The sequence below is a fragment of the Alteromonas mediterranea DE genome, assembly GCF_000020585.3.
GTDB classification, from domain to species: domain Bacteria; phylum Pseudomonadota; class Gammaproteobacteria; order Enterobacterales; family Alteromonadaceae; genus Alteromonas; species Alteromonas mediterranea.
This window is the reverse complement of sequence record NC_011138.3, coordinates 3,546,340-3,562,102: the sequence shown is the minus strand read 5'-3', so window position 1 is coordinate 3,562,102 and position 15,763 is coordinate 3,546,340. Positions and strand designations below refer to the sequence as shown.

The 15,763-nt window shown below is 46.6% G+C and carries 11 protein-coding genes; 6 read left to right on the top strand and 5 right to left on the bottom strand.

The window, feature by feature from the left end; genetic code table 11:
- Positions 1-123: 123 nt before the first annotated feature.
- A complete protein-coding gene (locus MADE_RS15775) occupies positions 124-2,184 on the bottom strand; it encodes a TonB-dependent receptor (protein WP_012519638.1) in 2,061 nt (686 codons plus the stop codon).
- A 201-nt stretch (positions 2,185-2,385) separates the two neighbouring features.
- On the opposite strand from MADE_RS15775, the gene MADE_RS15770 reads away from it, so the two are divergent.
- Positions 2,386-2,970, top strand: coding sequence for an RDD family protein (locus tag MADE_RS15770; RefSeq protein ID WP_012519637.1), 585 nt, complete (start codon positions 2,386-2,388; stop codon positions 2,968-2,970).
- 110 nt (positions 2,971-3,080) lie between these two features.
- On the opposite strand, the gene lptG is transcribed toward MADE_RS15770, so the two are convergent.
- A complete protein-coding gene (gene lptG / locus MADE_RS15765; protein WP_012519636.1) occupies positions 3,081-4,142 on the bottom strand; it encodes an LPS export ABC transporter permease LptG in 1,062 nt (353 codons plus the stop codon).
- The gene (gene lptF, locus MADE_RS15760) at positions 4,143-5,243 is read right to left on the bottom strand and encodes an LPS export ABC transporter permease LptF (RefSeq protein WP_012519635.1); all 1,101 of its coding nucleotides are present in this window, start codon (positions 5,241-5,243) and stop codon (positions 4,143-4,145) included.
- A 263-nt stretch (positions 5,244-5,506) separates the two neighbouring features.
- On the opposite strand from lptF, the gene pepA reads away from it, so the two are divergent.
- Genes pepA through MADE_RS15745 form a run of 3 tightly spaced genes read left to right on the top strand, consistent with a single transcriptional unit; the run spans position 5,507 to position 10,251 of the window.
- Positions 5,507-7,012, top strand: a complete 1,506-nt coding sequence (gene pepA, locus MADE_RS15755; RefSeq protein ID WP_012519634.1) for a leucyl aminopeptidase — start codon at positions 5,507-5,509, stop codon at positions 7,010-7,012.
- A 6-nt stretch (positions 7,013-7,018) separates the two neighbouring features.
- Positions 7,019-7,441, top strand: coding sequence for a DNA polymerase III subunit chi (locus MADE_RS15750; protein WP_012519633.1), 423 nt, complete (start codon positions 7,019-7,021; stop codon positions 7,439-7,441).
- Positions 7,442-7,476: 35 nt separating this feature from the next.
- Entirely contained in the window at positions 7,477-10,251 is a 2,775-nt protein-coding gene (locus tag MADE_RS15745) for a valine--tRNA ligase (protein ID WP_012519632.1), read from the top strand.
- A 144-nt stretch (positions 10,252-10,395) separates the two neighbouring features.
- Here MADE_RS15745 and MADE_RS15740 read toward each other — a convergent pair whose 3' ends face one another.
- Together MADE_RS15740 and MADE_RS15735 are read right to left on the bottom strand one after the other, a co-directional pair.
- Complete coding sequence (locus MADE_RS15740; protein WP_012519631.1) at positions 10,396-13,071, bottom strand: response regulator; 2,676 nt, start codon at positions 13,069-13,071, stop codon at positions 10,396-10,398.
- 50 nt (positions 13,072-13,121) lie between these two features.
- Positions 13,122-14,405 carry an ABC transporter substrate-binding protein gene (locus MADE_RS15735; protein ID WP_012519630.1) on the bottom strand — a complete coding sequence of 428 codons (1,284 nt, stop codon included), beginning with the start codon at positions 14,403-14,405 and terminating at the stop codon, positions 13,122-13,124.
- Between the two features lie 186 nt (positions 14,406-14,591).
- Here MADE_RS15735 and MADE_RS15730 point away from each other — a divergent pair, with 186 nt between their 5' ends.
- The gene (locus tag MADE_RS15730) at positions 14,592-15,440 is read left to right on the top strand and encodes an SPFH domain-containing protein (RefSeq protein ID WP_012519629.1); all 849 of its coding nucleotides are present in this window, start codon (positions 14,592-14,594) and stop codon (positions 15,438-15,440) included.
- A gap of 67 nt (positions 15,441-15,507) precedes the next feature.
- Positions 15,508-15,729 (top strand): type II toxin-antitoxin system antitoxin, encoded by a 222-nt coding sequence (locus MADE_RS15725; protein ID WP_012519628.1) that lies wholly within the window; start codon positions 15,508-15,510, stop codon positions 15,727-15,729.
- Positions 15,730-15,763 lie beyond the last annotated feature (34 nt).

Sequence of the window (15,763 nt, the reverse complement as noted above, 5' to 3'; positions counted from 1 at the left end):
TGCTGTTAACACAGATATTTGCCTCTAAGTATTTAAACTAGCACTCTTTTTGAACAATCACATAAAAAATAACGGTACTCGAGAGTGCCAGCACCGCTATGGCTATTGAATACTATTATCTGGTTAGTATTTCAGGGTAAAAGTAAGTCGAACATTTCTTGGTTCGACAGGGTGGTAATGCAAATCTTCCACGCCTTCGTCTGGCTCGCCCGGCAGCCTTGATGCGTAAAAGTAGTCGATGTCATGGTCGTCACTGTCTAAGGCATTCAGCACTTCTAAAGTTAGGTCCCACTCAGGCTGACGATAAGCGACCTGTGCATTCATTAAAAACGTTGATGGCGGTGAAATTTTATCGAAGCTTTCAACGGTGCGAGAACTTAAATAACGACCTCGCAGCGTATAGCTAAACCCAAGCTGGTTGCTGTTTTGAAAATACGTCAGGCCCGCGCTCACAACGCCCGGAACTGTACCGTCAATATGGCGGCCTTCGCCTTCTACGCTGTCGCTAAACCTCGCTTTTGTCCATGCGGCTTCAATATCAGTTGTAACATGGTGACTAATCCAATAGTAGGCACTTACTTCAATGCCGTGTCTTTCCGATGGGCGGCTCGCCTCGGTAAAACCTGCGTCGCCGACGTAAACCAGCTCACTGTCTAGTTCTAGTCGCCACAATGCAGCTGATACGTTATAAGTTTTGTTATCGGTAAAATTGACTCCGGCTTCATAACCAAGAGACTTTACTAATAGCGGTGAAGGTTCGGTTGCATCCCCACTTACCGGATCTACGCTGATGGTTGCACCCCGAGCGTCGTTTGAGTGGTAGCCCTGACCGATATTGGCAAACGCGGTGAGCTGTTCAGACAACAAGTATTTCAGGCCTGCTTTTAACGTAAAAATACCATCGTCAGCACTACCGCTGTTTGCGTTTACATCGCTATTGACGTTTACATCTAAGTAATCATAACGACCACCTAATGACAGACTAAGTGCATCACTTAATACAATGTTTGACTGAGCAAATAACGCATAGCTGTTGCTTTCTATGGCATCTTCTCGAATCGTGCCAAAACGCTGAAGGTTTTGCGTGCGGTACAAGCCTACGTTATCAATATCATCAAAACGCCACTGGCCGCCTAATGTCAGGCTACTGCCTTCGGTAATAGCGAGGGGGAGGGTGGTAAATAGTTCGCCACCATAAATTTGTCTGTCGTCAGCTTGCTCAAATTGATCGCCTAGAGCAGGGTTATCTAAAAAGTAAGTGAAGTTTGAAAAAAGGCTGAGGTCGGTATCGATAGCATAAAACGAGGCGTTCCACGTGTCGCTGGTATAGTTTGCAGATAAACTATAGCGAGAGGATTCACCGCCCACTTGAGTGTCGATAGAGCCAAGCCGGTCTATTAAGCCGCTTTGAATAGCGCGCTCAGGAACTTGATCAGCGCCATTCCAGCTGTTGTCGTAAGCCATGCCTGTTACTGTGAGTTGGCCGTCTAGCAAGGGCGTAATATAACGGATATGTGCGTTCTTCTTTTTTACATCTTCGTCAACGTCAGTCCATGGGCCGTCATAGGTTTGATACTCTAGAGCAGTAACAACGCGACTCTCACCAGCGTTAAACTGATTCAAAGCAACGGCGCGCTTGAACCCATATTCACCTAAGCCTAAAAAGAGCTGGTTCTGTTCAAGAGCGTCTCGCAAGTTGAAGAACGCCCCGCCAGCGCTGGAAAAGTCACCAATGTTGGCGTAATACGTGCCTTTAAAGTAGCTAAGGTTGTCTATAAATTCTGGAATGATGAAGTTTAGGTCGCTATAACCCTGCCCGTGACCGTGGCTTCGCATATTCACAGGCATACCGTCTACGCTTACGGTAAAGTCGGTTCCGTGATCGAGATTAAACCCGCGAAGGAAATACTGATTGGCCTTTCCCGAACCGCTGTGCTGAGTCACCATCATGCCGGGTATAAACTCAAGTATCTCACCAGCGCGAAGCATTGGCCGCTCGATAAGCGTATCGCCTGAAACCCATCCCTGTGAAGCGGAGATAAACTCGCCGTCCTTAATGGAAGCATCACCACGCACTCTGATGTGCTCGATATCTCCCTCTGGGTCATCTAGTGCCAATGCAGGGGAAATGCTAAATGCAATTGAACTTGCTATAAGTGTTTTTACTAGAGTTATATTCGTCACCGCAATCTACTTCCGTCATCCATTTGTAATTGTAATAACGCTTAACAATGACACTTAGATGCAAAAAGCAGTAAATTTTCTTGGGGCAAACCGGGTAGTTGCAACTTTATTAAAAGCCAGTAAGTGTCATTTATATTGTTTAAGCTATCTGCGGCTTGTGTCAAAATACGCATTGTCATTTATTGAAGTAAAGAGAAACCTGTGGCGCGTCACGATAAAAAAGCTAAGAAGAACTCCTCCTCATCTAACCGCCCAAAGAGTAAGGATGAGTTAAGCACAAACAGCGCGGGATCGGATAGCTCGGCGCTTCAGCGAGCTGGATTCGTTAGACGCTTATTGGCAATGATTTACGATACGCTAGTGGCCACAGCTGTTGGAATGTGTGCGGCTATGGTGATGATAATAACCTTGGTTGTTATGTTGAAAAATGGTGCGCTTGATCTGCAAGGTTATGCTGAACCTGCCGACTTAATTCAAGCTTCTTCAGGCTATAAACTGCTTATTCAGACCTGGGTAGGTTTATGGATAGCGGGTTTCTTCTTGTGGTTTTGGCGAAGAGGCGGGCAAACGCTGGGCATGCGTGCATGGCGTTTACGTATTTACAGCACCGTAGAAGAGCCAATGTCCTGGCCACGTTTGTTCATACGCCTTGTTGCGTCGTTGGGCGGCTTAGGGACTTTGCTTGTTTTGTTTGATTACAAGAACAAGCAATCGCTGCAAGACCGCTTGGCACAAACAGAAGTGTTGAAGCTGACTAAAGAAGCGAACGACCATAAGAGCTGGTGATAACGCATTGTAAGCATTAAAGGATGCTAAAAAGTTATAAAAAAAGAGGCGTCAACATGCCTCTTTTTATAGGACTTGACCGTTTAACTAGCCGAGCGCCGATAGCTTTATCAACGTCTAAGCATCACACCGGCGACAGCAGCAAACAGCAGGCTTGGTAGCAATGCGCCAAGGAAGGGCGGCAATTGGTAAACCAAACTTACTGGGCCGAAAACCTCGTTTAGAATAAAGAAACCAAAGCCTGTGAGTACGCCCATGATCACGCGCGCTCCCATAGTTACGCTGCGTAACGGCCCGAAGATAAACGAAAGCGCCATCAACAACATCACGCCCACTGAAATAGGCTGAAATATTTTTCGCCATAGTGCCAATTCATAGCGAGACGGGTCTTGGTCGTTATTGTCTAAGTAATTTACGTAATCAAGCAGGCCAGTAATGGATAAGGCCTCGGGTTTAACCGCTACAATGCCTAACTTATCTGGGGTTAGCGTTGAGTTCCAGCGCATACGGTCGGTGTCATCAACCGAGACTTGCGTTTCCGTAAACTGTGTGACTTCTACGTTGCTTAACCACCAGCCATCGCCATCATATGTGCTGTTTTTTGCATAGGTAATGCTTTGTAGTGACAGGTCTGAATTAAAGTTAAAAATGCTCACGTCTTTAAGGGAGTCTTGGCTGATAACCTGACCAATACTCACAAACCTATCGCCGTCTTTGGCCCAAACAAGCTTGTCAGATGAAAATAAACTGCCCCCAGAAATCGCTTCAGTGCGTAGTTGTTTAGCTTTGGTCTCGCTGAACGGCGTGACCCATTCGCCCACCGCCATGACCGCTAAAATCATGACAAGGGTAGACTTCATGGCCGAGTTAATGATGTTCCAGCGGCTCATGCCCGCAGCCTGCATTACCACCAGTTCGCTATTGCTGGCCAAGACGCCCATGCCAATAAGGCCGCCAAGCAACGTCGCCATGGGAAAGAATTGTTCTAGGTCTCGCGGAAGGCTTAATAACACGTAGATAAAGGCGGCGAGCATGTCGTAATCGCCTTCACCAATTTTACGCAGCTGTTCAACGAACTTGATTAACGCGCTTAAGCCAATAAGTACGCTTAGCGTGACAGTGATCGTACTTAGTAGCGTTCGAGCGATGTATAAATCGAGGATCTTAAACATTTATTTCTTCCCCAATATCCATGCGCGTAACTGCGTGCCAGTTTTCCTATCTCGCACGATAAGCGTAATGCCTATAATCAACATAATGGTATGTACCCACCACAGTCCTAGTTGGGGCGGCATCTTTCCGTCTTCCAGTACACGTCTGCTGGCCAACAACAGTAAGAAATAGCCCAAGTACAACAAAATGGCGGGGAACATCTTGCCAAATCGCCCCTGTCGAGGGTCGACGGCGCTAAGTGGTACCGCAATAAGTATTAAAAATGGAATCGACAGCGGAATAGCAATTCGCCATTGAAGCTCTGCTCTGGCTTCAATACTGTCGTCTTCCCACAGTTCGCTGGTGGGCAGCACGCTTACCTTACGACGGGTTTCATCAGCAGGCTTATCGGCAATTTGAATTTGGTATTCATCAAATTCAACTTTGCGGTAGGCCTTTTCAGACTGTATACCTTCGTACTGCACGCCTTGCTTCAAAACAAGGTTTCGGGTGCCATCGGGGTTGCTCGCCACTTCGCCGGTTTGGGCGTAAACTACGCGCACATCACCTTCGCTATCGCTGGTTTGGTTTTGCGATAGAAACACCCGTTGAAGCTTGTCGTTCTTGTCTACATCGTGGACAAAGATAACCGCTTTTTCGTTACCCGTTTGCTGGAAGCGACCCGGCATAAGCGCGGAGATACCCGCTTCGTTACGGGCTTTTTCGCGCAGTTGATATTCGTTCTCGGCAGCCAGCGGCGCGAAATAAAGGGTAATAGCGCCGGTCACAATCATAATAAGTACCGACAAGAACAGCATCACTCGCGTGACATACCATTCGCTAATGCCGCAGGCGCGCATCACGGTCATTTCACTGTCTACATACAGCCTACCGTGCGCCAACATGATCCCCAAATAAGCGCTGATGGGCAGTACCAATGATGAGAGAATAGGGGCGTATAAGCCTAGGAAGCCAAGTACTAGGCCAGCAGGGATATCACCGTCTGATGCGTCGCCTAAAACGCGCACAAACCTCAGGGTGACAAAAATGGCCATTAGGATGAAGAAAATCGCTAACTGAGATTTCAGCGTTTCCTTAAGTAAATAGCGGAATATCAGCATCTCAGCCCTTCCGGAAAATTAGGAATTTTAGTGAAAGAAAGCACAATTTTGTTTAAACTTACCGTTTTTACAAGTTTTGCCTGCAATCATAAACCGTTTGCATGGTGTTTTGACGCAAATTTAACCTATATTCAATAGGTGTTAGCGTAAATTGCAGCGAACTAAAAAGTTATGCTGCGTATTAAAACATAAAGCAGCGCGAAACGTTACGTGATTTTTTAGTCATCGTGCAAACTATAAACGACGAAAAGCGAGGTGATATCGTGGAGTTTAGTGTAAAAAGTGGCAGTCCAGAAAAGCAACGCAGTGCATGTATTGTTGTGGGCGTCTTTGAGCCGCGCCGCCTTACGGCAGTGGCAGAACAACTAGACGAAATCAGTGAAGGTTATATCAGCAACTTGTTGCGCCGCGGCGACTTAGAAGGTAAAGCGGGCCAAATGTTGTTGCTACACAATGTACCGAACGTACTCAGCGAACGCGTGCTTTTAGTCGGTTGTGGTAAAGAGCGCGAATTAGACGAGCGCCAGTACAAAAACATTATCGCGAAAACTATCCAAACTTTGAACGAAACAGGGTCAATGGAAGCGGTGTGCTTCTTAACCGAGCTTCACGTTAAAGGTCGCGATACCTATTGGAAAGTGCGCCAAGCGGTAGAAGCAACTGAAGACACGCTGTACACCTTTATGCAGCTTAAAACGAAAAAAGGCGAGCCTCGTCGTCCGCTGCGTAAAATTGTATTTAACGTGCCTACTCGCCGTGAACTTACCGTGGGTGAACGTGCCATTGAGCATGGCCTGGCCGTTGCTCGTGGTGCCAAAGTAACCAAAGACGTGGCGAACATGCCGCCAAATATCTGTAACCCAGCGTACCTGTGGCAGCAAGCGCAAGAACTGGCTAGCCAATACGATAGCGTAACCGCTGAAGTGGTGGATGAAACCCAAATGGCCGAGCTTGGTATGCAAGCGTATTTAGCTGTTGGTCGTGGTTCAGACAACGAAAGCATGATGAGTATTATGCATCATCGCGGTGGTCCTGCTGATCAAGCGCCAATTGTACTTGTAGGTAAAGGCCTTACGTTTGATTCGGGCGGTATTTCAATAAAGCCTGGCGAAGCCATGGATGAAATGAAGTACGACATGGGTGGTGCGGCAGGTGTGCTAGGTACTATGCACACTATCGCGGCGCTTAACCTGCCAATTAACGTTATTGGCGTATTAGCAGGCTGTGAAAACATGCCAGATGGCAAAGCGTACCGTCCGGGTGACATTCTAACTACCATGTCGGGTCAAACCGTTGAAGTGCTAAACACTGATGCGGAAGGTCGTTTGGTATTGTGCGATGCGCTAACCTACGTAGAGCGCTTCGACCCAGAGCTAGTGATTGACGTAGCCACACTAACTGGCGCGGCCATTATTGCTCTTGGTCACCATGCAACAGCCGTGATGAGCACGCACAATCCGCTTGCTCACGAGCTACTTAATGCATCAGAGCAAAGCTCAGATCGCGCATGGCGTCTACCGCTATGGGACGATTACCAAGAGCAGCTTGAAAGCCCGTTTGCCGACATGACGAACCTTGGTGGTCGCCCAGCAGGGTCAATTACGGCGGGTTGTTTCTTGTCGCGCTTCACTAAGAAGTACAACTGGGCTCACCTTGATATTGCCGGTACGGCATGGCGCAGTGGTAAGAACAAAGGCGCAACAGGCCGTCCAGTGCCTATGCTGTCTCAGTTCCTAATGAACCGCGCTGATATCAAGTTAGAGGACTAATCATTCATGCCACAAGTGATATTTTATCAACTTACCAGCAGTGACAATGGTGTGGCAGGCCGCGCCAGCGAAGTTATTGCCTCAGCGTTTGCCAATAAGCAAAAGATTAGCGTGCTGTGCGATACACAGGCGCAGGCTGAAGAAGTTGATGAATTGTTGTGGCAGCTGCCGGCTGACCGTTTTGTTCCCCATAACCTTTATGGTGAAGGGCCGCAATCAGGAACGCCGGTGGAAATTTGTTGGCGGCCAGAGCAGGTAGCCAGACGACAAATGGTGGTTAATGTGGGGTCCGGTATGGTGCCTTCACCCAACCAGCATCGTCAAATCATCGATTTTGTACCCGTGGACGAGAACGCCAAACAGGCCGCGCGGGTAAGATACAAAAACTATCAGCAAGCTGGATGCAACATGCAGTTTAAATCTGCATAAATCATTCGCGTTTAGCTTCAATTTGAGAGTGTGTAATGGATAAAACCTTCGAACCGCAGTCCATCGAGCAGCAATGCTACAAGTCATGGGAAGAGGCGGGTTTATTTAAAGCTTCAGGTAGCGGCGACCCTTATTGTATTTTGCTTCCGCCACCAAACGTTACCGGTAGCCTTCACATGGGCCATGGTTTCCAGCAAACCATTATGGACGCCTTAACCCGTTATCACCGCATGAAGGGCGACAATACGCTATGGCAAGTGGGTACTGACCACGCCGGTATTGCTACCCAGATGGTGGTAGAACGCCAACTTAACGCTGAAGGCAAGACGCGCCACGATTTAGGTCGCGAAGACTTCATCAAGAAAGTGTGGGAATGGAAAGAGCACAGCGGCGGAACGATCACCGGTCAAATGCGCCGTTTAGGTACGTCACCTGACTGGTCTCGCGAAGTGTTCACCATGGACGAAGACCTGTCTAAAGCCGTAACGGAAGTGTTCGTTAAACTACACGAAGAAGGCCTTATTTACCGTGGCAAGCGTTTGGTTAACTGGGATCCAGTGCTTCACACAGCAGTATCTGATCTTGAAGTACTAAACGAAGAAGAAGACGGCCACATGTGGCACATGCGCTACCCGTTAGCTGACGGTAGCGGTGAGCTAGTGGTAGCCACTACCCGCCCTGAAACCATGCTAGGTGATACAGCGGTTGCGGTTCACCCCGATGACGAGCGTTATCAACGCTTTATCGGCAAAGAAATTAAGCTGCCGATTACTGGCCGTTTAATTCCTGTGATTGCCGATGACTATGTCGACCAAGAATTCGGTACAGGCTGCGTTAAAATTACGCCAGCTCACGACTTTAACGACTACGACATGGGTAAGCGTCACAACCTACCTATGATCAACATTCTTACCGACGATGCGAAAATTAACGATGATGCGCCAGAAGCGTATCGCGGTTTAGATCGCTTCGATGCGCGTAAGCAAATTGTTGCTGACCTAGAAGCCCAAGGCTCGTTGGTTAAGATTGAGCCGCACGAGCTTAAAGTGCCGCGTGGCGACAGAACCGGAGCGGTTATCGAGCCATACCTTACTGACCAGTGGTATGTAGCCGTTGAGTCTCTTGCTAAGCCAGCTATTGAAGCAGTGGAAAGCGGTGAAATTCGTTTTGTGCCAGAGAACTGGAACAAAACTTATTACCAGTGGATGCACAACATTCAAGACTGGTGTATTTCACGTCAACTGTGGTGGGGACACCGTATTCCGGCGTGGTATGACGAAAACGGCAAGGTTTTTGTTGGCCGCACCGAAGAAGAAGTACGTGAAAAGCACGGCCTTGGCAGTGAGGTAACCCTTTCACAAGACGACGATGTACTCGATACCTGGTTCTCAAGTGCACTATGGCCGTTCGCGACCATGGGCTGGCCAGAAGAAACGCCAGATCTAGAAACCTTCGTACCGTCTTCAGTGCTAGTAACTGGCTTTGACATCATCTTCTTCTGGGTTGCCAGAATGATCATGATGACCAAGAAGTTCACCGGCAAAATTCCGTTTAAAGATATCTACATCACTGGTCTTATTCGCGATGAGAACGGCGATAAAATGTCAAAGTCAAAGGGCAACGTGCTTGACCCCATCGATTTGATTGATGGTATTGATATTGAGTCGCTAGTCACTAAGCGTACCGCAGGCATGATGCAGCCGCAGCTGGCTGAAAAGATTGCCAAGCGCACGCGTAAGCAGTTCCCTGACGGTATTCAGGCTTACGGTACAGACGCACTTCGCTTTACCTTTGCTGCTATGGCGTCAACCAGCCGCGACATCAACTTTGATATGGCCCGTGTTGAAGGCTACCGCAACTTCTGTAACAAAATTTGGAATGCATCGCGTTTCGTATTGATGAACACAGAAGAGCACGACACAGGTCGTGACGGTGGCGAAATGGTACTTAGCATGGCCGATCGCTGGATTTGGGCGAAGTTCCAACAAACCCTGGTTGAGTTTGAAAAGGCCCTTGAAGACTACCGCTTCGACATTGCTGCGCAAACGGTTTACGAGTTCACCTGGAACCAGTTCTGCGACTGGTACTTAGAGCTGACTAAGCCTGTGCTTAGCAACGATGCCAGCACCGACGCTGAAAAGCGCGGTACACGCCATACGCTTATCAATGTGCTTGAAAGCCTGCTTCGCTTGTTGCACCCGCTAATGCCATTTATCACCGACACTATTTGGCAGCGCGTTGTGCCACAAAGTGCGCTTAAGGTGGAAGAGGGCGCCAGCATTATGGTTCAGGCATTCCCTGAGGTTGATGCAGCAAAACAAGACGACAAAGTACTTGCTGATATCGAGTGGGTGAAGAAGTTTATCGTGGGTATTCGTAATATCCGCGGTGAAATGGACATTTCGCCAAACAAACCGCTTAACGCGCTACTTAAAAACGTAAGCGATGAAGACGCGCGTCGTCTTGATGCGGCTAAAGCGTTCCTCGATAAGCTTTCTAAGCTTGAAACCGTAACTATATTGAAAGACGGTGAAGAAGCACCAGCCAGCGCCACAGCGCTTGTGGGCGAGATGGAAATTCTTATCCCAATGGCAGGGCTTATCGATAAAGACGCAGAGCTTGCTCGTATTACTAAGGCCATGGAGAAAATCGAGAAAGATGTTTCTCGTACTCGTGGCAAATTAGGTAACGAGAAGTTCGTAAGTAATGCACCAGAAGCGGTTATTGAAAAAGAACGCGGTAAGTTAGAAGAGGGCGAAAAAGCCCTAGCCAAACTTAAAGAGCAGTTCGACACCATAAAAGCGCTGTAAGCCATTACAGTGAAGTAAACGCGAAAAAGGTTGCCAACCAAGGCAACCTTTTTTTGTGCTTTGTTATTTTCCTAGCTGCTGAAAAAAAGCAGCACAACGTTTAGTTCGCTATTTAACGATGTTGCATAAAATAGCGGTGAATACCTACCTTTCCGTCTTCACAAGGTATCGCCTGAGCATGCCAATTAACGATTTTTGCTTAATCGGCTTTGTTAAGTAGTCGTTCATACCGGCATCCATAGCACTTTGCCGGTCTTCTTTCATGGCATTTGCTGATAGGCCAATAATCGGAACATCAGTAAAGCCTCTCTCTCGAAGTTGACGGGTCGCTTCATATCCGTCCATTACCGGCATTTGTACGTCCATTAGCACAAGGTCGTATTGAGGTGCATTTTCTAGTTTTTGTACCGCTTGCTTCCCGTCTTCGGCAATGTCAAAAGTAAGCCCTAGGTTAGTAAGCATTTCACCCGTAACGAGTTGGTTAATATTATTGTCCTCTACTAGCAATATGTGGCCTTCAAGTGGGGTTTCTTCAGCTTCCTCATTAAAGTGTTGTCCCTCGTAATTCGAATCTTTAGAGATAACCTGGTTCACAAAGCGCTCAAACTGCGCAGGCGTAAAAGGATGCATGATTAACGGGCCTTTCCAAAGCGTATCGTATTTAGCTTGTAATGCGCTACCTGCACTTTCCATGACAAGCCCCACAGATTTACCTGTGTCGAGTAGACTGTTTAGCCAGCTAATGTTCTGTCTAAAGGCACCAAACTCATGGATATCCACAATAATATAGTCGGGTAAAGAAGGAGTGTTTTGTGCCTCTTCAAGCGTCAGTACATTCTCGCTCGAAAGCTGAATTTGCGTACAATAAGAGGTGGGCAGTAAGGGCGCATCAGTCACATACACGCTACCAACAGGAAGTTGAGGCGTTTGTTCTAATACGCCAGGCTGGTTTTTAAATGCTCTAAGCGGAAGGTTTACCTCGAAGGTGCTGCCTTTGCCCATTGTCGATGACGCATCAATTCGGCCGTTCATCAGTTCAGTTAATTGACTTACAATCGCAAGCCCTAAACCGGTTCCGCCGTATTTTCTGTTGGTAGAGCCATCAGCCTGAGTGAAAGGTTTGAAAATCTTGTCTAACTGAGCCTTACTCATGCCGATACCCGAGTCGGTAATACGCATAGTAAGGTTAAGGCGGTTGCCTTTTTCATTCAGCGTCCCGTCGAAGGCTATTTCAATGCGTCCTTGCTCGGTAAATTTCACTGCATTGTTGCCAATATTCATAATGATTTGTGCAATGCGCAAAGGATCACCAATGACCTGAGGCGGGAGCATAGGGTTAACGTTAAAATGAACCGATAAGTTCTTTTCTTTTGCGCGCAGCGCAATCACGGCTATCAAATTATCGAACAGTGAATGTAAAGAGAAGCTCACCTCTTCTATTTTCAGCTTACCAGCCTCTATCTTGGAAAAATCGAGTATGTCGTTAATTACACTAATAAGAATTTGCCCTGAGTATGCCGCTTTATCAAGGTAGCCCCTTACAGTGGGCGATAGCTCTTGTTGCTGAGCAAGTTCAATTAGCCCAATAATGCCATTCATGGGCGTTCGAATTTCGTGGCTCATGTTCGCAAGGAATATGCTTTTTGAGGCAGTCGCTTTCTCTGCTTTTATTTTTGATTCAGTTAACGCTTTATTTAAGCCCTCTAACTGCGAGTTCATGCTACGCGACTCATCTAAGAGCTTTTCGGTCTGGCGGTTTTTGTCGCTGAAAACAAGCGCTGCTTTGGCGAGCTTACCTATTTCGTCCTTGCGTCTACTTCCCGGTATATTAGATATCTGAATGCCTTTAGAAAGCTTATTGAACACTTCTGTAATAGAGCGTATGGGTTCAAGAATTCGAAATGTGGAAAAGAGTGCGGCAGCGAATGCGAGCAAAATAGCGATAAATGAAAAAAGTTCGCCATTGCGCTGAGTTTGTTCGGCAGTTTGATAGGTTCGCTTAGTTATTACCTCAGAGTCGGTACTGACTTTCTTCGCGAGTTCTCCACTTAGATAAAGAAACTCGTTAGCAGAGCCGGCCATAACAACATTGACGAGAAATAAATTCCCCTGGGTTATTTGCGTTAACTTAAAAAAGTCGTTCTTTATTCTATCGGTAAGGCGTTCAATTCTTTGCGTAAGTTTCTGTTCCGAGGAAAGGTTTAATTCTTTTAGTGAGTCCGCAGCTTCGTTGAAAGATTTTATGTACTGCATGTCAGGCTTCATTATATATTTCAACATGGCATTTTCGGCTCGAACCAGTGTTATTTTTGCCTCTTCTACCATTGCAGGTGACACTTTTCCTTGGGTTTGGGCGTCGTTCAGGGTTGCCTCGAGCGCCGTGATATCTGAAAGGGTCCCCCTTGCAACTAAGTTGTCTCGTTCTGAGCGCGCGTCGACAACCTGGGTGAAGTTTTGTTGATAGGCATTAAGGTGCTCTTTCATCCTCGTAAGGATATAGTTTCCATCTTGCAGTTCGCCCGTTTCATCAACCTGTGCCAGCTTATCGAGTTTCGCGTTAATGGTAACCATGAGCCGACTAAACCGCGTTATTGCAGATTTGCTGGCATTTTCTTTAAAGATAAGTACGTTGCGCTGAAGGTCTACCACATCACGCTCTAATTCTTTTACTATACCTACGTCGTTAACGGCTTTTGAGGCAAAAGAAATTCCCTCGTTCAGCACCTCTTGGTTTTTTCTAGCAATGAAACCTTGCACTAATATTAAGGTGATCAAAGCAAGAAATACCGTGATAAGCTGTATTCGAATTGACGATAACATGTGAGCTGTCGAGACCTTATTTTATTTAGCGAATGGCCAATTTCGTAGATTTAAGCGGTAATAAACTCGTACCACTTCTGCAAGCTATATTCATAGGTTGGCATAACCGTATTCCAAACCGCAACGTTACTGAGTCGCGATTCATAGCTGCCCCCCGTTCGCTGTGCTCCCTTTTTAACGCTTATCTTGCCATCGGTTCCTTTTAACGCTTCCGAGGCAACCTTTCCTTCGTACCAATAGTTCCACTCTGCCTGTGATAAATATTTCGCAGAGCGCTGTGGATTTGAGATGTAGTAGCCCTGTCTGGCGATAAACGCGCCTGGCCAGCCAGAAAGCCACCAGTTCATGTATTCATATGCAACATCTTTCATTCTGCCATTCGTTGCCGAGGATAAACACATTACGCCGTGCCAGCCGCGGTACCCTTCTTTCGGTGCCGCGAATGTAACGGGGGTATCTTGACCGTTAAGTGCAGATACTGCGGGCGAGAACATACTTTCTATGGCAACACGACCACTTTTCATAAATTCTACAGATTCGGGCACCGATGTCCAAAAGCCATTAAAGTGGTTTAACTGGGTTAGCTCGATAAGGAGATTAAATAAGTCATCGAGCTCGTATTCAGTCATAGCTCCTATATCTTGAAACTGCATGAAGCCTTTAGCTTGGGCTGCTAACGCCAAGTCGAACAAGCCAATGGTTGGGTCGTTTACAATGCCTACTTTGCCAGAGTAGCGGCTGTCTAGTAACCACCCCCAGCTTTCTTTTTGACCTTGAAGTTCGGTAGGGAGATTCGACGTATCGTAGCCGAAAGAGTCTACATTGTGAACGTAGGGTAGAAAGCTTATGCCATCAGTGTGGTTTTCGCCTAACGTGCCATCATCTTGAACGTTTAAAATTTTATGAGGCGCATCGCCTGCGCCCATGCGCGCATTTTTGGTTAGTTTCCCGGTTTTACTTAAATCGTTAATTTCTTCCCAATATTGAAGACGCTTTTTTTCAATTGGCTGAATGGCACGGGCTCGCCATAATACGTTTATGCTATTAGACCACTGCTCATATAAATCAAATGATGTTGGGATCATGGAGGCTTTTTGTAGGACGGCAGCACTGCCTCCGGGTTCGAACGCTATGTTAATGCCTAAGTCTTCCATAGCGCGCTGGCGAATAGTCTCTTGAAGAGTTACGTGGGTACCCATTACCCGCAAGGTGGGTTTCGCTTTTCCGATGGCAAATGGCGTAACGCCTGCCGTTAAACCTAAGGCAAGACCGCCTTTCAATAGGGTTCGGCGAATAGGAGAAGCGCTGTTTTCGCTATTAGATTTTTCAGGCATATGCGTACGTCCATAATAAACGATGACCTGTGTTTATTCTGGCATCTATTTCATAGAGTTACCAAAAAATGTTGATGGAAAGTTAAAAATAGAAATTATTTTGACACATATGGAAACACTTCATTGTTCGTCAAATTCGTTTTTTTCTATTATAAAGATATCAAAATGATATCAAAGGTAAGAGCTATGCAAGAAAAGAATGGGTTTTCAATAAATGGATATTTGATGATTGGCGTACTGTTACTGGCGCAAAGCGCTGCGTTCTTCTATGCGGTGGGAGGGAATGCAGAAGCCGGTGGAGTGCTAAGCCTATTAGTAGCTAGCTTGTGGAGTGGTTTCTTTATGGTTCAGCCAAATCAGGCCAAAGTGATGACCTTTTTCGGCAGCTATGTAGGTACGGTGTCGGATGTGGGTTTACGTTGGACTATTCCATTTTTTCGCAAAGTAAATATCTCACTTCGCATTCGTAACTTTGAAAGCGCAAAAATTAAAGTGAATGACAATCAGGGTAATCCTATCGAGATTGCATCCATAGTGGTGTGGAAAGTAACAGATACCGCAGAAGCAGTATTTGATGTTGATGATTACGAAAGCTTTGTAAGAATACAAAGTGAATCGGCTATTAGAAATATGGCGAGCAGTTTTCCGTATGATCCGCGAGACGACGAACAAGCAGAAGTGGCGCTTCGCAGTCATCCACTTGAAATATCAGAACGCCTTCAGCAAGAAATACAGGCTCGTTTAGCCAAGGCGGGCATAACTATTCTAGAGTCTCGTATTAGTCACCTTGCTTACGCACAAGAAATAGCCAGTGCAATGTTACAACGACAACAGGCATCGGCTATTGTTGCTGCACGAAAACAAATTGTTGATGGGGCGGTAGGAACCGTAGAAATGGCTCTTCAACGTTTGAATGAAAAGGGCGTAGTTGAGCTTGATGAAGAGCGCAAAGCAACAATGATAAGCAACCTTTTAGTCGTCTTGTGCGGCGATAAATCAACGCAACCTGTGATTAACACAGGCACAATTTACTAATTCACATTTGTATCTACCGCGTCACAGTGGCGTACCGCAGCGTACTGCGGCGCATAAGGTTTTTGTTTTGGCAAAGAAAAAAGCGTATCCACTTAGGATAAATGAAAATGTGCTTGCCGCCATGGAACGGTGGGCAGCCGACGATTTACGCAGTGTAAATGCGCAAATAGAGTATGTGTTGAGGCAGGCATTAGTCAGTCACGGGCGAGTCAAACTCGTTGAAAAAGTTGTCGTAGAAGTAGAAGACGTGGACACTTCAATTCACTCAGATGACAGCACACAAAATTAGTTACAGTCTCTAAACCTTTTGCATGCCCCATTTA

Excerpts from the sequence above, each read along its gene's own strand:
- lptG (WP_012519636.1), bottom strand. The coding sequence starts at position 4,142 with ATGTTTAAGATCCTCGATTTATACATCGCTCGAACGCTACTAAGTACG.
- lptF (WP_012519635.1), bottom strand. The coding sequence starts at position 5,243 with ATGCTGATATTCCGCTATTTACTTAAGGAAACGCTGAAATCTCAGTTA.
- MADE_RS15750 (WP_012519633.1), top strand. The coding sequence starts at position 7,019 with ATGCCACAAGTGATATTTTATCAACTTACCAGCAGTGACAATGGTGTG.
- MADE_RS15745 (WP_012519632.1), top strand. The coding sequence starts at position 7,477 with ATGGATAAAACCTTCGAACCGCAGTCCATCGAGCAGCAATGCTACAAG.
- MADE_RS15740 (WP_012519631.1), bottom strand. The coding sequence starts at position 13,071 with ATGTTATCGTCAATTCGAATACAGCTTATCACGGTATTTCTTGCTTTG.
- MADE_RS15735 (WP_012519630.1), bottom strand. The coding sequence starts at position 14,405 with ATGCCTGAAAAATCTAATAGCGAAAACAGCGCTTCTCCTATTCGCCGA.
- MADE_RS15730 (WP_012519629.1), top strand. The coding sequence starts at position 14,592 with ATGCAAGAAAAGAATGGGTTTTCAATAAATGGATATTTGATGATTGGC.